General features: G+C 41.6%; 19 protein-coding genes and 4 tRNA genes. 22 read left to right on the plus strand and 1 reads right to left on the minus strand.

Features of this window, described 5'->3' with window-relative positions:
* Positions 1 to 22: 22 nt before the first annotated feature.
* The 13 genes from ACMH5P_RS06785 to ACMH5P_RS06845 are packed head-to-tail and all read left to right on the plus strand — an operon-like array spanning position 23 to position 10,698.
* Entirely contained in the window at positions 23 to 541 is a 519-nt protein-coding gene (locus tag ACMH5P_RS06785) for a DUF3341 domain-containing protein (RefSeq protein ID WP_459493588.1), read from the plus strand.
* Between the two features lie 37 nt (positions 542 to 578).
* Positions 579 to 1,187, plus strand: a complete 609-nt coding sequence (locus ACMH5P_RS06790) for a c-type cytochrome (RefSeq protein WP_459493589.1) — start codon at positions 579 to 581, stop codon at positions 1,185 to 1,187.
* A gap of 31 nt (positions 1,188 to 1,218) precedes the next feature.
* Positions 1,219 to 2,580, plus strand: coding sequence for a quinol:cytochrome C oxidoreductase (locus ACMH5P_RS06795; protein ID WP_459493590.1), 1,362 nt, complete (start codon positions 1,219 to 1,221; stop codon positions 2,578 to 2,580).
* A gap of 33 nt (positions 2,581 to 2,613) precedes the next feature.
* Entirely contained in the window at positions 2,614 to 3,693 is a 1,080-nt protein-coding gene (locus ACMH5P_RS06800) for a cytochrome c oxidase subunit II (RefSeq protein WP_459493591.1), read from the plus strand.
* 37 nt (positions 3,694 to 3,730) lie between these two features.
* Positions 3,731 to 5,629 carry a cytochrome c oxidase subunit I gene (locus ACMH5P_RS06805; RefSeq protein ID WP_459493592.1) on the plus strand — a complete coding sequence of 633 codons (1,899 nt, stop codon included), beginning with the start codon at positions 3,731 to 3,733 and terminating at the stop codon, positions 5,627 to 5,629.
* A 28-nt stretch (positions 5,630 to 5,657) separates the two neighbouring features.
* The gene (locus ACMH5P_RS06810; RefSeq protein WP_459493593.1) at positions 5,658 to 6,596 is read left to right on the plus strand and encodes a COX15/CtaA family protein; all 939 of its coding nucleotides are present in this window, start codon (positions 5,658 to 5,660) and stop codon (positions 6,594 to 6,596) included.
* Positions 6,593 to 7,441, plus strand: coding sequence for a heme o synthase (cyoE, locus tag ACMH5P_RS06815; RefSeq protein ID WP_459493594.1), 849 nt, complete (start codon positions 6,593 to 6,595; stop codon positions 7,439 to 7,441). Before ACMH5P_RS06810 ends, cyoE begins: the two co-directional genes overlap by 4 nt.
* Before the next feature lie 3 nt (positions 7,442 to 7,444).
* Positions 7,445 to 8,023 carry a cytochrome c oxidase subunit 3 gene (locus tag ACMH5P_RS06820; RefSeq protein ID WP_459493595.1) on the plus strand — a complete coding sequence of 193 codons (579 nt, stop codon included), beginning with the start codon at positions 7,445 to 7,447 and terminating at the stop codon, positions 8,021 to 8,023.
* A gap of 11 nt (positions 8,024 to 8,034) precedes the next feature.
* Complete coding sequence (locus tag ACMH5P_RS06825; RefSeq protein WP_459493596.1) at positions 8,035 to 8,802, plus strand: cytochrome c oxidase subunit 3; 768 nt, start codon at positions 8,035 to 8,037, stop codon at positions 8,800 to 8,802.
* Positions 8,803 to 8,820: 18 nt separating this feature from the next.
* On the plus strand, positions 8,821 to 9,132 hold the full coding sequence (locus ACMH5P_RS06830; protein ID WP_459493597.1) for a cytochrome C oxidase subunit IV family protein: 312 nt from the start codon (positions 8,821 to 8,823) through the stop codon (positions 9,130 to 9,132).
* Positions 9,133 to 9,157: 25 nt separating this feature from the next.
* The gene (locus ACMH5P_RS06835; protein WP_459493598.1) at positions 9,158 to 9,877 is read left to right on the plus strand and encodes an SCO family protein; all 720 of its coding nucleotides are present in this window, start codon (positions 9,158 to 9,160) and stop codon (positions 9,875 to 9,877) included.
* Positions 9,878 to 9,881: 4 nt separating this feature from the next.
* On the plus strand, positions 9,882 to 10,415 hold the full coding sequence (locus ACMH5P_RS06840; protein ID WP_459493599.1) for a DUF420 domain-containing protein: 534 nt from the start codon (positions 9,882 to 9,884) through the stop codon (positions 10,413 to 10,415).
* On the plus strand, positions 10,408 to 10,698 hold the full coding sequence (locus ACMH5P_RS06845; RefSeq protein ID WP_459493600.1) for a hypothetical protein: 291 nt from the start codon (positions 10,408 to 10,410) through the stop codon (positions 10,696 to 10,698). The genes ACMH5P_RS06840 and ACMH5P_RS06845 overlap by 8 nt, the downstream gene beginning before the upstream one ends.
* On the opposite strand, the gene murI is transcribed toward ACMH5P_RS06845, so the two are convergent.
* A complete protein-coding gene (murI, locus tag ACMH5P_RS06850; protein WP_459493601.1) occupies positions 10,695 to 11,504 on the minus strand; it encodes a glutamate racemase in 810 nt (269 codons plus the stop codon). The genes ACMH5P_RS06845 and murI overlap by 4 nt on opposite strands.
* 108 nt (positions 11,505 to 11,612) lie before the next feature.
* Here murI and ACMH5P_RS06855 point away from each other — a divergent pair, with 108 nt between their 5' ends.
* From ACMH5P_RS06855 to ACMH5P_RS06895, 9 genes are all read left to right on the plus strand, one after another.
* Positions 11,613 to 12,161 (plus strand): RNA polymerase sigma factor, encoded by a 549-nt coding sequence (locus tag ACMH5P_RS06855; RefSeq protein WP_459493602.1) that lies wholly within the window; start codon positions 11,613 to 11,615, stop codon positions 12,159 to 12,161.
* Positions 12,158 to 12,892, plus strand: a complete 735-nt coding sequence (locus ACMH5P_RS06860; protein ID WP_459493603.1) for a hypothetical protein — start codon at positions 12,158 to 12,160, stop codon at positions 12,890 to 12,892. The genes ACMH5P_RS06855 and ACMH5P_RS06860 overlap by 4 nt, the downstream gene beginning before the upstream one ends.
* Entirely contained in the window at positions 12,889 to 14,124 is a 1,236-nt protein-coding gene (locus tag ACMH5P_RS06865) for an outer membrane beta-barrel protein (protein WP_459493604.1), read from the plus strand. Before ACMH5P_RS06860 ends, ACMH5P_RS06865 begins: the two co-directional genes overlap by 4 nt.
* Before the next feature lie 103 nt (positions 14,125 to 14,227).
* Positions 14,228 to 14,310, plus strand: a tRNA-Tyr gene (locus ACMH5P_RS06870).
* Positions 14,311 to 14,358: 48 nt separating this feature from the next.
* Positions 14,359 to 14,431: transfer RNA gene (locus ACMH5P_RS06875), tRNA-Gly, on the plus strand.
* Between the two features lie 95 nt (positions 14,432 to 14,526).
* A tRNA-Thr gene (locus ACMH5P_RS06880) sits at positions 14,527 to 14,598 on the plus strand.
* 76 nt (positions 14,599 to 14,674) lie between these two features.
* Positions 14,675 to 15,862, plus strand: a complete 1,188-nt coding sequence (gene tuf, locus ACMH5P_RS06885) for an elongation factor Tu (protein ID WP_406778777.1) — start codon at positions 14,675 to 14,677, stop codon at positions 15,860 to 15,862.
* A 95-nt stretch (positions 15,863 to 15,957) separates the two neighbouring features.
* Positions 15,958 to 16,704 carry an NIPSNAP family protein gene (locus tag ACMH5P_RS06890; RefSeq protein ID WP_459493605.1) on the plus strand — a complete coding sequence of 249 codons (747 nt, stop codon included), beginning with the start codon at positions 15,958 to 15,960 and terminating at the stop codon, positions 16,702 to 16,704.
* 65 nt (positions 16,705 to 16,769) lie between these two features.
* A tRNA-Trp gene (locus tag ACMH5P_RS06895) sits at positions 16,770 to 16,840 on the plus strand.
* Positions 16,841 to 16,848 lie beyond the last annotated feature (8 nt).

A 16,848-nucleotide genomic window follows, 5' to 3' on the forward strand; every position in this document is an offset into this window, starting at 1 on the left:
AGCAATTCGAAATTAAAAGAATATGAGTTCGACAACTAACTACATTTTGGGCGTATATGACGATGAAGATGAGGTTTTACACGCGGTTTCTGCGGTAAAAGCGAAAGGCATCAAAATCGAAGATGTGTACACTCCATTCCCGATTCACGGTTTAGACGTGGCAGTAGGACACGCTCGTACGCGTCTTCCGATCGCAGCGTTCATGTTTGGATCATTAGGTATGATTTGTGCTTTGGCATTGATCAGCTACACCATGGTTTTCGATTGGCCGATGATCATTGGTGGTAAAGATTTCTTTGCCCTGCCAAACTGGATTCCGGTAACATTTGAAGGTACGGTATTATTTACAGCCTTTGGTTTAGTAACTACTTTTTGCGCATCAAACAATTTATATCCAGGTAATAAAGCGGAACCGCTTGACTTGCGTATCACGGATGACAAATTTGTCATGGCAATTAACGTAGACAAAAACAAAGTGAGTGCAGCTGACATCAAGAAAGCCTTGAAAGATTCTGGCGCGATAGAAGTAAATACTAAATAATTAACAAGAACAATTGTTCACGAAGAAGCATAACAAGATGTTTAATCCAAGAATTAAATTCGTTTTATTAGCTGGTGTAGTAGCAGGCCTAATGTCATGTGGTACAGATCCTAATGATACGGGAACAGAATTTGCGCCAAACATGTATCACTCCGTAGGATATGAGCCAATGTCTCAGATTCAGGGTGACAGCAATACCATCAATCCACTGGGCATGAATATGCGTTTACCGGTAAAAGGTACAGTGGCACGCAAGCGTTACACGGGATCAGATAGTTTGAAGCAGGCATTTCTTGCACAAGAAATGATCTCTAAAACAATTCCGAATGACAGCATTTCCTATTCTGAAAAATCATTATACAATCCCATTGCTGCAACGCCTGAAAACATTGAGGCAGGTAAGGCTCAATATGAGCGTTTTTGCCAACATTGCCATGGTGAGACAGGTAAAGGAGATGGTTTAGTAGCTAAAGCATACAAAGGGGTACCTGTTTATTCAAGTGATGCCCTAAAGACGTTGAATGACGGGCATATTTACCACGTCATCACCCACGGAAAAGGAAGAATGTGGCCACATGGTTCACAGATTTCATCTGAAAACCGTTGGAAAATCGTGCTTTACGTACACGAACTACAAAAACAATAATTCAATCAATTAAAATTAAATAGAGATCAAGATGGCGGGACATTCACATTTTTCCCCAGCAAACGTTGAAGAGAATTTTGAATTCAGTGCTGAAGGCAAAAAACGTATTATTTATGCTTTCATCGCTGGTTTAGCAGCTTTAGCGCTCGGTATTTACCTTTTGTCAAAGGGAGAAGCTGGCGGACACGAAGTAGCGAATGCAGGACACGATGCAGTTAAGGCAGGACATGAAGCAGCAGGTGAACACCTTTCTGGGGGCGCTGTTTCACACCAGGCAGGTGCCGAAGAACACTATGATTGGACCAACCGTATCTGGGCTAATGTATGGTTAAATGCCGTATTCTTTACGGGTATTGCTGTCGTAGGTATGTTCTTTGTGTCCTTACAATACTTAACAAAATCAGGATGGTCAGCGGTTATGAAGCGTGTTCCTGAAGCATTCCCAAAATTCTTATACATCTCATTACCTATCTTAATTTTGGTATTCTTCTTTAAGGGAGATGTTATCTTCCACTGGATGCACCACGGTGTCACAGAAGTAGGAAGTGAAAACTATGACAAAATCATTGCTGGAAAATCAGGCTATTTGAACAAGAACTTCTTCTTGATCCGTTTAGTTGGCTTTGGTGCACTTTGGATTATCCTTTGGAACATGCTACGTAAGAAATCTTTGGAAGAAGATTTAGTAGGCGGAACAGATTTATTCACTCAAATGGTGAAAATTGGTACGGCGTTTATCGTTGTATTTGGAGCTTCAAGTTCCATCTTTGCTTGGGACTGGGTGATGTCTATTGATACGCACTGGTTCTCAACCATGTTCGGTTGGTATATGTTCTCATCTTGGCATGTAACTACCTATGCTGTGATCGTATTAGCGATTCTTTACTTGAAAGATAAAGGATTAATGGCTTACGTAAATGACAATCACTTGCACGATTTGGGTAAGTTTATGTTTGCATTCTCCATCTTCTGGACATACGTATGGTTCGAACAATTCTTGTTGATCTACTATGCAAACTTGCCAGAAGAAACCATCTATTTCTTGGAGCGTTGGGAAGGTCACAATAAAATTTACAAATCATCAGAAATTTTGATGGTTATTCTAAACTTCTTGCTACCCTTCTTAGTTCTTATGACACGTGATGCCAAGAGAACGCGTATTTTCCTAAAAATCGCTGCTTTCTTAATCATTGCTGGACATTACATTGATTTCTATCAGATGATTATGCCAGGTGTGTTAGGAAAACATGGAGGATATGGCTTGGTTGAGTTCGGGATGGTAACGGTATTTGCGTCGGCTTTCATTTATGTGATCTCAGGCGAATTAACGAAAGCATCTTTAGTGGCAAAGAATCACCCATTCTTACCAGAAGCATTGCATCACGATATTTAGTATTAAGCGGTTACGATTTTAACAAATAAAAACATGAATTACCTAATTGCTCTTTTATCCGTCGTATTCTTCATCTTGGCGATCTCCGTGATTGCAAAAAGTATGAAGTTGAATAAAAATTTGGCACAAGGAGAAGACGAATCAAGCGCCTTGGATTCAAGCAACAACACAAATGCATATGGAATGCTTATTTTTTGGTTGTTGGGAACCATTGCGGGTGTATGGTCATTTCAAGCTAGCTTACCTGACTTCTTGCCAGAAGCAGCATCAAAGCACGGATTAGAAACCGATCGTATGTTTTGGGTATCGATGGCCGTAGTTACTTTGGCTTTCTTTGCAACAAACACATTATTGTTATTTTTCGCGTTTAAATACCGTTACAACAAAAACAGAAAAGCAACATTCTATCCAGTTAATCACAAGTTGGAATTAATCTGGACGGTTATCCCTGCAGTCGTAATGGCGATCTTAGTATTCACGGGTTGGAGAACCTGGCGTGACATCACCTCACAAGCTCCAAGTGATGCGGTCGTTATCGAAATCACAGGTCACCAATTTGGTTGGTATGTGCGTTACGGTGGTAACGATGATAATCAATTAGGTAACTACAATTACAAGTTAATTGATGAGACGAACAGCATTGGTATCGATTATACAGATAAGAACTCATTCGATGATTTTACAGCGAATGAATTACACCTTCCAAAAGGCAAACCCGTATTATTGAAAATCCACGCACAAGACGTTTTACACTCGGTATACTTACCTTACCAACGCGTTAAGATGGATGCAGTGCCAGGTATGCCTACTAAATTCTGGTTTACACCCACGCTTTCAACAGATGAAATGCGTGCTAAAACGGGAAACAAAGATTTCAACTACAAGTTAAATTGTACAGAGATTTGTGGTCGAGGTCACTTTGGTATGGCTATCACTGTATTTGTGGACGAGCCAGAAGATTACAAGAAATGGTGCGCCGAGCAAAAACCATTCTTGGCGATGAATCCAGCTTATCTTGAAAAAGTACCGGCAAATTTAAAAGTTAAAGCAAGCAAGTATATTCCTGCTGAGCCTATTGCCACAGATAGTACAGCTGCTGCAGCTGCTTTGTAAAACTCATTAAGAACAGTAGAAAGAAAAATATATCATTATGTCAACTGCTACAACACACGCTGAAGAAGTACACGTTCACGCACACGATCACGATCACGAGCATGAGCACCATGAGCAAAATTTTATTCAGAAATATATCTTTTCTGAAGACCATAAAGTAATCGCCAAACAATACCTGATCATGGGTATCCTTTGGGCTTTTGTGGGAGGATCTTTATCTATCATGTTCCGTTTGCAATTGGGTTTCCCAGAAATGCAATTAGAGTGGTTACGTCCTATTCTAGGCGAATGGATTGACGAATCAGGAAAACTAGATAAAGAATTCTACCTTGCTTTGGTAACAATGCACGGTACTATCATGGTATTCTTTGTATTAACCGCTGGACTTTCGGGAACGTTCTCAAACTTCTTGATTCCTTTGCAAATTGGTGCCCGTGATATGGCCTCAGGATTCATTAACATGTTATCCTTCTGGTTCTTCTTCTTGTCATCAGCTGTGATGTTCTCTTCATTGTTTATCGAAACAGGTCCCGCATCAGGTGGGTGGGTAATCTACCCTCCATTAAGTGCACTACCGCAAGCCATGCCAGGATCAGGTTTAGGGATGACTTTATGGTTAACTTCGATGGCATTTTTCATCGTATCCTCATTAATGGGTGGAATTAACTACATCTGTACGATCATCAACTTACGTACACGTGGTATGACATTTACAAGAATGCCATTAACCATTTGGTCGTTCTTCTTTACAGCAATATTAGGATTATTATCTTTCCCTGTATTGTTGTCGGCTGCCTTGTTATTGATTTTTGACCGTTCGTTCGGTACGTCATTCTACTTGTCGGAGATTTACATTCAAGGTCAAGCCTTACCCAACATGGGTGGTTCACCAATCTTATACCAACACTTATTCTGGTTCTTAGGACACCCAGAGGTATACATTGTATTGTTGCCAGCCTTGGGTATGACATCTGAAATTATTGCGACTAACTCGCGCAAGCCAATCTTTGGTTACCGTGCGATGATAGGTTCGATGATGGGAATTACCGTACTAGCCTTTATCGTTTGGGCTCACCACATGTTCGTAACAGGTATGAATCCATTCTTAGGATCCGTATTTATGTTCTTGACATTAATTATTGCGGTACCCTCAGCGGTTAAGGCATTTAACTACATCACAACTTTGTGGAAAGGTAATTTGATCTTTACACCAGCCATGTTGTTCTCGATTGGTTTAGTATCCCTATTTATATCGGGTGGTGTAACAGGTATTATCTTAGGTAACTCGGCATTGGATATCAACTTACACGATACCTATTTCGTTGTTGCTCACTTCCACTTGGTAATGGGATCTGCATCATTCTTTGGATTGATGGCAGGGGTTTACCACTGGTATCCAAAAATGTTTGGTCGCATGATGAATAAGACGTTGGGATACATCCACTTCTGGGCAACATTTGTGGGCGTATATTGTGTGTTCTTCCCAATGCACTACACAGGTATAGCAGGTTTCCCTCGTCGTTACTATTCATTCACCGCATTAGGAAACGGTCGTGAGGAAGCATTCACAGATTTGAATGCATTCATCTCGATTGCGGCAATCTTAACATTCTCTGCACAGGCTATCTTCTTCTGGAACTTCTTCTACTCCATGTTCAAAGGGAAGAAGGCGACGCAGAATCCATGGAATTCAACTACTTTGGAGTGGACTACTCCGGTAATTGCGGGACACGGAAACTGGCCAGGCGAAATTCCAGCGGTATACCGTTGGCCATACGATTACTCAAAGCCAGGTGCTGCAGCTGATTTCATTCCACAAAACGTTCCATACTCGGCAACACCTGAGTCGAACTTACCAGAAGAAAATGAAGAGATCGCTACAGAAAAAGCGATAGAAAGTTTACTAGCTGCACAGAACGAGTCTTATAATCGTTAATTAAACTTATTCAAAAGGGTGCATCGAAATGGTTTCATTTGGATGCATCCTTTTTTTAGCTACCTACATGTCATTCCAACGCTTCGGTACGATCACGCTAATAAGCTTATATGTCCTCATATTAGCGGGTGGAATTGTACGAAGTACCGGTTCAGGAATGGGATGTCCAGATTGGCCTAAATGCTTTGGTCAATTTATCCCACCTACGCACGCATCCGAGTTGCCATTCAATTACCAAGAAATCTACAAGGAGAAACTCCATGGAGAAGTATTGTTCAATCCCATAAAGACTTGGATTGAATACATCAATCGCTTATTTGGGGCATTAACTGGCCTTTTCATGGCCATTACACTCATACTATCTTTCAAAAAAGGGAAAGCCGTATATCTTCCTACCCTCGCAGCTTTTATCCTAGTTATGGGAAATGCCGTGTTAGGTAAATTTGTTGTCGATTCTTTCTTGTTGCCGGGTGTCGTAACCATGCATATGTTACTCACAACGGGAGTTCTAGTCTTTCTCTTAAAGGCGCTGCAAGTCGGGAAAAATCAGATTGAAGTGAACAGCCTTCAAAGAAAATGGATACTTATTAATGGCATTATTATCGTTGCACAAATTCTGTTGGGAACTCAAGTGCGTGAGAACATGGATCATGTCATTCAAGCGCTTGGCGAAAATGCAAAAGCCCAATGGATAGATAAACTCGATATCATTTATATCATTCATCGTACATTCTCGTGGTTAATATTAGCAAGTCACTATTATTTATGGCAAAAAGTTCGCTTAACGGCACTTGCTGAGACCCTTTATGTCAAAGGTTTTGTATTCCTCATTGGATTATCACTCATATCCGGCGTAATCATGGCTTACCTGGCACTACCCTTGGGTTCACAACCCATTCACCTACTAAGTTCATTGATGCTTTTCGGGCTTCATGTACATGCTTGGTTAAACACCCGTACCGCATGAGCCAAATAAAACCCTATATCGCCCTCTTAAAATCCCGCTTGTCGATGACCGTCGCCTTTTCAGGAACCTTCGGTTTCTTGTTAGCACCCGTGGAGCATAAGTGGTTGGATATTGTATTAATCTCCTTAGGAGGTTTTTTCTTGACCGGCGCGGCCAACATTGTCAATCAATTAAAGGAAATCGAATACGACAAATTGATGAAACGGACGGCGAAGCGTCCATTGCCTACTGAGACATTAAGCCCTCAAAACGCCCAAATTTATGGATTAATCGTAGCAGCACTTTCCCTCGGAATTTTAAGTTATTTCACATGGAAAGCGGCGGCAATTGGACTCCTATCCTATATCCTTTATGGCTATGTTTACACACCCTTAAAGCGCGTAGGGCCCATCTCTGTGTTTGTAGGAGCCTTCCCAGGAGCGTTCCCGCCCATGATTGGCTGGGTCGCTGCGACACATCATTTCGGATGGGAACCCGGCATCTTATTTGCTATCCAATTCTTCTGGCAGTTTCCACACTTCTGGGCGATTGCCTGGGTTGCGGATGCCGACTACAAAAAGGCTGGATTTCGAATGTTACCGAATGAGGGAAAGAAAGACTTAAAAACGGCCTTTACGATCATGATCTATACGATATTCCTGATTCCTTTGGGATTCTTACCGTATTTGATGCATATGACTGGAATTACATCGGCCATTATAACAATTGTAGCAGGAAGCTTGTTTCTAGGTCAGACGTTTTACTTGATGATGAAGCCGACCGACAAAGCCGCACGCTGGATGATGTTTGGTTCCTTCATTTATCTTTTAATCGTTCAAATCGCATTTTTATTTGATAAAGCTTAAGTCATGAAAAATCCAGAAGAAATTTTAGTCGCGAATGAAACGCGCTCGGTGAACCCCAAAGTATTTACAATGTGGTTGTTTATCGTTTCCATCATCATGCTATTTGCAGCCTTCACATCGGCCTATCTTGTTCGTAAAGCTGAAGGGAATTGGGTTGAATTCGAATTGCCTGATTTGTTCTATTACAGTACTGCCGTTTTAATTGGAAGTAGTGTATCGATGCATTTTGCGTATTTAGCAGCAAAAAAAGACCAATTTAATGCGCTTCGAATAAGTATTTCTATTACTTTTGTGCTCGGATTGATTTTCTTAATCATGCAATTTTACGGTTGGATCCAATTAGTGGAAAAGAACGTATTTTTTGTAGGGAATCCGTCAGGCTCTTTTGTTTATGTTTTTTCAGGCCTTCACGGGCTACATTTGGTCTCCGGACTGATTGTATTGTTGGTTGCATTGGTGGCTGCTTTCCGACTGAAAATTAATGCAAAGGAATTGACCCAAATTAAGATTTGTACCACCTACTGGCATTTTTTGGATGCTTTGTGGGTATATTTACTTTTATTTTTAGTTTTTAACAATTAAGCAAGTAGCGCATGTCAGTTGCACATTCTGCCCCTTCTGTACCCGAAAACCTAGCTTGGTCGGGTGGATCAGAACCTTTAAAAGCGAGTTACGGTAAATTAATGATGTGGTTTTTCCTCCTATCAGATACATTTACATTCTCTGCATTATTGATCACTTATGGAATGATTCGTTTCAGCCAACCCGCTTGGGAAGGAACTCCTGATACATTCTATTTTGCTACGACGCACTGGCCAATTCCTGAAAAGGTATTTGAGGCCGTTCCTTTTTTACATGGCATGTCATTGCCATTGGTTTTCGTAGGTATCATGACGTTTATTTTGATTGCCTCATCAGTGACGATGGTATTAGCTGTAGAAGCTGGACACCGCGGTGATCGCAAGGATGTTGAAAAATGGATGTTATGGACCATCGTTGGAGGTTTCACGTTCTTAGGTTCTCAAGCTTGGGAGTGGACGCACTTTATCCACGGACCCGAAGATTTATCTTTAGCAGCCAAGCAATTGGTTGATGGTGTAATGACTCCGATTGAAGGCGCGAATTTAGTTCGTAACCCCTATGGTCCTCCAGCATTCGCGGATTTATTCTTCTTCATTACAGGGTTCCATGGTACGCACGTATTCTCAGGTGTTATCTTAAATATCTTGATTTTCTTTAATGCTGCTACGGGAGTTTACGAGCGCAGAGGACATTATGAAATGGTTGAGAAAGTAGGCTTGTATTGGCACTTTGTAGACCTTGTTTGGGTATTCGTATTTACCTTCTTCTATTTAGTCTAATTTTTATTTGTTGATATTATGGCTCACGCAGCACACGAAACATCAGAAAAAGAAATTCCAGCACCCAATACCGGTGCGATCTGGAAAACGTTTTGGATTCTATTGATTCTAACCGCAATCGAATTCGTTATTGCCTTCACCATGCCAGCAAACACCTTGCGTGTTGCTATTTTCTGTGGCATGACGATTGTGAAAGCATTCTACATTGTTGGTGAATTTATGCACTTAAAGCACGAAGTAAAGTCATTGATTTGGGCGGTATTGGTACCGACAATCTTTGTCGTATGGTTATTGATTGCCTTGATTTACGAAGGCGGTCACATGTATTAGTAATCCCATTTTCCTTTTAGGAATTATGAATAAGAAGACAGGCATCTTATTAATGACATTAATAGTGCCTGTCTTTATTTTTTTAGGACTAAAGACATTCGGCACAAACCATTATACGCTTCCCCGCTATATCCCCGCGATTGATTCTACGACTGGGGAAATTAAAATGGCGAAACGCGTAAATCCCCGATGGAACGAATCGGAGATGGATACGGTGTTTCAAACGATTCCTTCTTTTCAGTTGACCGACGAATCCGGAAAACCATTTTCATCTGCCTCTTTACAAGGCAAAATTTTCGTCGCCAATTTCTTCTTTACCCGTTGTGGAACAATTTGTCCTAAAATTACCTCACAGGTTAGTCGGGCAACAGATACATTCAATCAAGATCCTGAAATACGCTTCATATCGCTATCGGTCGATCCCAATTTTGATAAACCCGAAAAGCTTTCGGCGTATGCCAAACGCTTTGAAGCGGATTCCACGCGATGGACATTTTTGACGGGTGATAAAAAAGTCATTTATCCACTTATCTTAAAAGGCTTTCATGTGCCATTGGCGGATGCCTCTGAATATGATGCGGCGATCAAAAACCCAGATGAAACATTTATTCATTCTGAGCGTTTAGTATTGGTCGACAAAGATGGTGTTATTCGTGGATTCTACGATGGTACGGATAAGAAAGAGGTCGACCGATTAATCATGGAGATTAAGGTTTTAAAAAGCATTTACAATACCGAAAATTAAGCGCATGCTACAGATTACAAAAACACCAAAAACGAGCTTAATAATCAACATTATCTCAATCGCTATTCCATTGGCAGTGGCAGGATTATTGTCTCTGCCCACAAAATTACCCTTGGGAGAATGGACCAAAATCTTGCCCCATTTCATCGGGATAATCAATAGCACAACGGCGCTTTCTTTGATTATTGGTTTAATTGCAATCAAAAAGAAGAATATTGCGGGTCATCGCAAGGCGATGGGCTCGGCGGTTTTACAGGGTGCTATTTTCTTAGTTCTTTACATTCTTTACCATGTGGCCAATGAATCCACGAAGTTTGGTGGCGAAGGAATAATCAAGATGATTTACCTATTCTTATTGGCCTCACACATCATCTTATCGATAGGTGTCGTACGTTTGGTATTGATGTCCTTGTACCACGCTTTGGCAGGAGATATCGAAGCACATAAGAAATCGGTTAAATGGGCCTACCCTATTTGGTTATACGTTTCTATTTCTGGAGTGATTGTTTACTTAATGATTTCCCCTTACTATGTATAAGAAAATATTTTTCTTGGTTTTGATGCTAATTCTCATTCAATGGAATGCGGACGCTCAGTGTGCGATGTGCCGAACAACTGTGGAAAGTACCGTATCGAATGGCCGATCTAATATTGCTACGGGATTGAATACCGGAATTTTGTATTTATTGACCGCTCCCTACTTGTTGGTGGGAGCTGTGGCTTGGCTTTGGTTCCGTCAAAGTAAGCAAGAGCAGAAGGAGCGTATCGCCAAATGGCAGTTACGTCAGCGAGTTTCTCAGTTGTTGGGGAGAGCCAACTAATCCCAAATAGGATATTGAGTTAATTTGATGGTCTCACCAAAGAAAATTTGCGTGGACTTTTCAAATGAATCGGTGTAGTCGGACACAAAGAATTGTCGGCTAAACTCATTCTCCTCTCCTACTAACAAATCATTTTCCTTGAGGATGGATTTTATTTTCGCTGCCACAATCAAGGAGGTATCGATGACCGAAATATTCCCTTGAAAGTATGCATCGATTTGCTTTTTAATCAAGGGATAATGCGTGCAACCTAAAATAAGTCCATCGATATTAGCTAAGACCGGATTGGCAAGGTATTCCTTAATGATTTGTTCAGAAATATTGTTGTTGAAGAAACCTTCTTCGATCATCGGGGCCAAAAGAGGGGTAGCGAGCGATTGAATGTGGATGTTTTTATCAAGGGATTCAGCCTTCGAAGCATAGATGCCCGAATTGACGGTTTGCTTGGTACCAATGAGGCCAAGTGATTTTCCTTGCCAATGATCGTCAAGGTATTCGATAACGGGATCAATTACATTCACGACGATGGCTTTCGTTCCGACGTATGTTTTTACGAGATCATAAGCGGCAGCGGAAGCGGAGTTGCAGGCAATGAGAATCAGCTTACAATTCTTTTCCATTAAGAAATTACAAATCTTTAGCGAATAGGCTTGAATGGCTGTAGCAGATTTATCACCATAAGGGAGGTGAGCTGTATCACCAAAATAGATGATATTTTCTTGGGGCATGGTTTGGGTAATGGCATGGGCTAGGGTTAGTCCGCCGATTCCACTATCAAAAATCCCGATGGGTGCTGCGTTTGGCATAGATAAATAATTCGGCCGTAAAGAACGTAATTTTGGGATTCTTTTCAAACCCACGCAACCATTTTGACTTTTTAACCATCTTTACATTCGATTAACAATTTAACCGCCTTGCTAAAACATTTACCAACCCTAGAAGATGAGCGTACTTTGGTGCAATCCTGTAAAAAACAGGATCGCAAGGGGCAACATGCTGCCTACAATCGATATGCGGGGAAGATGATGGCGGTGTGCCGGCGGTATTTAGGCGCGGGACCCGATGCAGAGGATGCACTGATGGAGGGGTTTATGAAGGTTTTTTCAAAAATCGACAGCTTTAAGGAGGATGGAAGTTTTGAGGGCTGGATACGTCGAATTATGGTGAATGAGTGCCTGATGAAAATTCGCAAACTGGGTGATATGCACTCGACGCCCATCGAAGAGGCCTGGGGTGTGGGGCAAGCTGACGAGGCGTTTATGTATATGCGAACGGCGGAAATAGAGGCATTGATTGCAGAATTGCCGCCTGGGTATCGAACAATATTTAATTTATATGCGATTGAAGGTTATTCGCACGATGAAATAGCCAACATGTTACAAATATCCGCTGGTACGTCGAAGTCCCAATTGTCGAGGGCACGGACAATGATCCAGCACAAAATGAAACTAATTGAATTATGAACGAGCCAAACAACACTTCTTGGGAAGAGCTTGACAAGGTCTGGCGAAAGAAAATTCAAGAGCAAGCCGATGACGTTCCTGCCAATCTCTGGGACAAAATCGAAACTCGACTAGATGAACAGCAAGTTCGTCCGATGTGGACGCGCGTTCGAATGAGTCCATGGACTTGGTCGGCCGCGGCAGTCATAGCCATCCTGATTGGATTGAATTGGGATCAAAGCATGCCGGAAGAAAAGGGAAATACTTTGGTTGTCGAATCAAAAATTAAACCTAGTTTCTCTGAGCCCATTCATTTACCTGCTGATGTGGAAGAGCTTATCACGACCCAAGTCAAACCATCGGTTGTTCGTGAATCATTAGCTCCAAGCGTTATTGAAAAACTGCCGAATGTAGAAACGCAGGTAATGGAAGAGGCAAGAGCACCGATTGCTTCCGTGGCGCCGAAGGAGGAAGAGTCCGAAGAGATCTGGGTTCGCGTGGACATAGATCCGGTAAAGGAAAATGCGAAACCCGTGTCAGTTGCCTATCAGGAGGAGCCTGAGCAACCCAAGCAGAAAAAATCCGGTTTGGGTAGATTTTTGAAGCAATTAAGACAGGTAGTCAAAGGAGAACAGCCTGATTGGGAAGAATTAAGAGAGGGGAAGCCTTCGCTGGTTGATGGCATACATCAGGTAGCAAATACGTATTATCGAACAGAACAAACCGTTAAACAAACATTTCAAATACAATGAGAACATTATTTTTTATCGTCTTTTTGGGGCTAGCTAATCAATTATTCGCCAGTGCGAATCCAGATAGCTTATTATTGAAGATTGACAAGCGCAATCAAACCGTGGTGGGGGGAAGTCAAGATAAAGGCAAGACACTTCGGGAAGAATTGGATCAGATTTTCCAAAAGAAAGGATTAGTGTTAACAGATAGTTTATGGCAACAGATTCGTACGGTGATTCGGACAGATTCTGAGGGTGACAGTAGCCTATCCGTTCAAATCGGGGGAAGTAAAGTGAAGATTGGTGTGATTAAATCGGGAGCTAAATATGATACGCGGGAGAAGACCTTTAAAATGAATTACCCCAATGATGATCGAAAAATTAGCATTAAAAAGGATAGCTCAGGAAAATCCTTGGTAATTCACAGTGATGGTAAGGAAGAAGTTCGTGTGGGCTGGAATGGGATCCATGTGAAGGATGGCAAAGAAGAAGTACACGTGGATTGGAATGGCGTACAGGTAAAAGAGGCCAATGGTGAGGAGACTAAGGTGATTTGGGGGAGTGATTCAACAAAAACGAAGAAAAAAGATAAGGGGGCAAATTTATACACGAGTAAAGGGTTTAATCTTTACCTAGGTCTTAATGGGTTAACTGGCAAAATGCCAGAGGTGACAACAATGATCTATCCGGCGCCATACTTGAGCACAGATTCGGAATTAAAACCATTGGGCTCGCGTTTTGTGAGTTTAGATTTTTCTAATTCGGGGACAATCGCGAGTGGAAAGAAGAGTGCATTAAAATTCATGTATGGCATTTCGTTTGATTGGTACAACTTCATGTTCGATCACAACCGCGTAGTAACTAAATCGGGCGGGGCAACCATCTTCCAACCATTACAGGATGCACAAGGAAATGAGATTGAATTGCGAAAAAATAAGTTAACTGCATCCTACATCACCTTACCGATAATGCCCTATGTAGCATTCAGTAAGCAATCGGCGATTCAAATGATTGGGCTTGGGGGTTATGTGAGTTACCGTTTAGACAGTTGGACCAAAACAATCGAGGAGAAAAGCGAGAATTTAAGACGAGAAGGATCGAACTTCAATATTAACCAGGTTCGTTATGGAGTTAAAGCAGAAATTGGCTTGCGTCGTATCGGGGAGTTATTCTTCAATTATGATTTGACGCCTTTGTTTGAAAAGGGATATGGCCCTCAATTAACGGCATTTAGCTTCGGAATTAAACTATAATAAAAAAATATCACATTTTTTTTGGCGAGAGCTTTGCAGAAATCAAAAAAGGAGGTACTTTTGCGAACTATTTCAGCAAAACGTTTCGCTGAAACAAAATGAAGGGGATATACCAGAGCGGCCAAATGGGGCAGACTGTAAATCTGCTGGTGAATGCCTACGGTGGTTCGAATCCATCTGTCCCCACATTTTTTTAAATGCTTTTAGTGTCTGTTTACAGGAGACGCTAAACCAGCGGGAGTAGCTCATTTGGTAGAGCGATAGCCTTCCAAGCTATAGGTGGCGGGTTCGAGCCCCGTCTCCCGCTCAGAATAAAGATGTTGCTTAGGAGAAAACCGCCTGAGTAATATTTTTATTTTATAGTAGGTCAAAAGTGACATACTAACAAGGCCGCAAGGTTATGCCTTTGTAGCTCAGTGGTAGAGCACTTCCTTGGTAAGGAAGAGGTCGGCAGTTCAATCCTGCTCAAAGGCTCTAGGCATGAAGCAAGGCCGAATTTGAATAAGTACAATTTGAAATTTTTTATAACTTAATTAAGAACTAAATAATCATGGCAAAAGAGAATTTTGACCGAAGTAAACCCCACGTTAACATTGGTACAATTGGCCACGTTGACCACGGTAAAACAACTTTAACAGCTGCTATCACTAAAGTTCTTTCTGAAAAAGGTCTTGCTGAGAAGAAAGATTTCTCTTCCATTGACTCTGCTCCAGAAGAAAAAGAGCGTGGTATCACGATTAACACGGCTCACGTTGAGTACGCTACAGCTAACCGTCACTATGCACACGTTGACTGTCCAGGACACGCGGATTACGTAAAGAACATGGTTACTGGTGCTGCTCAGATGGACGGTGCTATCTTGGTAGTTGCTGCAACTGACGGACCCATGCCACAAACTCGTGAGCACATCCTTTTGGCTCGCCAAGTAGGTGTACCTCAATTGGTAGTTTTCATGAACAAAGTGGACATGGTAGACGATCCAGAATTGTTAGAATTAGTTGAAATGGAGATCCGTGAGCTTCTTTCATTCTACGAATTCGACGGTGACAACATTCCAGTAATCCAAGGATCTGCTTTAGGTGGATTGAACGGAGATGGTAAGTGGGTAGCTACAATCGAAGCGTTAATGGATGCAGTAGATTCTTGGATTCCACTTCCAAAGCGTGATGTTGATAAGGCATTCTTGATGCCAGTTGAAGACGTATTCTCGATCACAGGTCGTGGTACAGTAGCAACAGGTAAAATTGAGACAGGTGTTATTAACTCAGGTGAAGCAGTTGATATCTTAGGTATGGGAGCTGAAAACTTGAAATCAGTAGTAACTGGTGTTGAGATGTTCCGTAAGATCTTAGATCGCGGTGAAGCTGGTGATAACGTAGGTTTATTGTTACGTGGTATTGAGAAGACTGATATCCGTCGTGGTATGGTAATCTGTAAGCCAGGTTCAGTGAAGCCTCACACTAAATTCAAAGCAGAGGTTTATATCTTGTCAAAAGAAGAAGGTGGACGTCACACTCCATTCTTTAACAAATACCGTCCACAATTCTACTTCCGTACGACAGACGTAACAGGTGAAATCACTTTACCTGCAGGAGTTGAAATGTGTATGCCTGGTGATAACTTAACAATTGATGTTACGTTATTGAACGCAGTAGCTATGGACAAAGGTTTACGTTTCGCGATTCGTGAAGGTGGCCGTACAGTAGGTGCTGGTCAGGTAACTGAAATCTTAGACTAATATTATTAGCCTATGTGGAAAAGAGCGGTCAATGACCGCTCTTTTTTTTTGTATACTTGTATCCTAAGCAATTTAAACATGTAATAATTAATTCGATGAAAAAGCTTTTTCTAGTATTATCCATGCTGATCATTTCCAATTCAGCCTTTAGCCAAGAGTATTATGAAATCCGCACCTACCAAATGAAGTTTCGCGGTAACCTTAACCTGCTAGAGAATTATGTATCCAAAGCACTGATACCCGCACTCAATAAATATGGCGTTTCAAGCGTTGGGGTCTTCAAGGATCTAGGAAAACCTGAGCCGGCTGTTTTGGTGGTGGCCATTCCATTTGCCAGTTTAAATGCATATGCCTGCTACAAAGAGGCGTTAGAAAAAGATGCCAACTACCAAGAGGCTGCTAAAGCATATTTCGAGCAAGCTGGGCCAGAAAAACCTTTATATGAAAAGATCAGCACATATTTGGCGAAGGGATTTGCGGGACACCCGGTGATGAAATTACCCATCAAGAATCCGGGACGAATATACGAATGGCGAACTTATGAGGCCTACAATGAGGATGCCCTACGCAGAAAGATTGCCATGTTTAACGAGGACGAATTGAAAATTTTTGATCGCGTGGGATTACATAATGTGTTTTTCGGCGAAGTTTTAGCAGGCGAAAATACGCCTTGCTTAAGTTATATGGTGGCGTTTGAGAATATGGCAGAACGCGACGCGAATTGGGCAAAGTTCAGTGCTGATGCCGACTGGAAACGTATCGTGAATGATCCAAGGTATGTAAACAGTCACTCCCGAACCGTTCGAAAATTTTTAGAGCCAACGAATTACTCACAGTGGTAAAAAATCAATTAAACACAAGGAGGTTTGTTAATTAGGTTTTTTTATCTAAATTTGCAATCCTTTCTACGGGCATAGTATAATGGTAGTATGCAGGTCTCCAAAACCTTTGGTCAGGGTTCGAATCCTTGTGCCCGTGCAACGAAA

It is taken from the genome of Aquirufa sp. 5-AUSEE-100C1 (assembly GCF_054558655.1).

What these genes read in the sequence shown, in the direction of transcription:
- ACMH5P_RS06785 (WP_459493588.1), top strand. Translation starts at nt 23, where the DNA reads ATGAGTTCGACAACTAACTACATTTTGGGCGTATATGACGATGAAGAT.
- ACMH5P_RS06790 (WP_459493589.1), top strand. Translation starts at nt 579, where the DNA reads ATGTTTAATCCAAGAATTAAATTCGTTTTATTAGCTGGTGTAGTAGCA.
- ACMH5P_RS06795 (WP_459493590.1), top strand. Translation starts at nt 1,219, where the DNA reads ATGGCGGGACATTCACATTTTTCCCCAGCAAACGTTGAAGAGAATTTT.
- ACMH5P_RS06800 (WP_459493591.1), top strand. Translation starts at nt 2,614, where the DNA reads ATGAATTACCTAATTGCTCTTTTATCCGTCGTATTCTTCATCTTGGCG.
- ACMH5P_RS06805 (WP_459493592.1), top strand. Translation starts at nt 3,731, where the DNA reads ATGTCAACTGCTACAACACACGCTGAAGAAGTACACGTTCACGCACAC.
- ACMH5P_RS06810 (WP_459493593.1), top strand. Translation starts at nt 5,658, where the DNA reads ATGGTTTCATTTGGATGCATCCTTTTTTTAGCTACCTACATGTCATTC.
- cyoE (WP_459493594.1), top strand. Translation starts at nt 6,593, where the DNA reads ATGAGCCAAATAAAACCCTATATCGCCCTCTTAAAATCCCGCTTGTCG.
- ACMH5P_RS06820 (WP_459493595.1), top strand. Translation starts at nt 7,445, where the DNA reads ATGAAAAATCCAGAAGAAATTTTAGTCGCGAATGAAACGCGCTCGGTG.
- ACMH5P_RS06825 (WP_459493596.1), top strand. Translation starts at nt 8,035, where the DNA reads ATGTCAGTTGCACATTCTGCCCCTTCTGTACCCGAAAACCTAGCTTGG.
- ACMH5P_RS06830 (WP_459493597.1), top strand. Translation starts at nt 8,821, where the DNA reads ATGGCTCACGCAGCACACGAAACATCAGAAAAAGAAATTCCAGCACCC.
- ACMH5P_RS06835 (WP_459493598.1), top strand. Translation starts at nt 9,158, where the DNA reads ATGAATAAGAAGACAGGCATCTTATTAATGACATTAATAGTGCCTGTC.
- ACMH5P_RS06840 (WP_459493599.1), top strand. Translation starts at nt 9,882, where the DNA reads ATGCTACAGATTACAAAAACACCAAAAACGAGCTTAATAATCAACATT.
- ACMH5P_RS06845 (WP_459493600.1), top strand. Translation starts at nt 10,408, where the DNA reads ATGTATAAGAAAATATTTTTCTTGGTTTTGATGCTAATTCTCATTCAA.
- murI (WP_459493601.1), bottom strand. Translation starts at nt 11,504, where the DNA reads ATGCCAAACGCAGCACCCATCGGGATTTTTGATAGTGGAATCGGCGGA.
- ACMH5P_RS06860 (WP_459493603.1), top strand. Translation starts at nt 12,158, where the DNA reads ATGAACGAGCCAAACAACACTTCTTGGGAAGAGCTTGACAAGGTCTGG.
- ACMH5P_RS06865 (WP_459493604.1), top strand. Translation starts at nt 12,889, where the DNA reads ATGAGAACATTATTTTTTATCGTCTTTTTGGGGCTAGCTAATCAATTA.
- tuf (WP_406778777.1), top strand. Translation starts at nt 14,675, where the DNA reads ATGGCAAAAGAGAATTTTGACCGAAGTAAACCCCACGTTAACATTGGT.
- ACMH5P_RS06890 (WP_459493605.1), top strand. Translation starts at nt 15,958, where the DNA reads ATGAAAAAGCTTTTTCTAGTATTATCCATGCTGATCATTTCCAATTCA.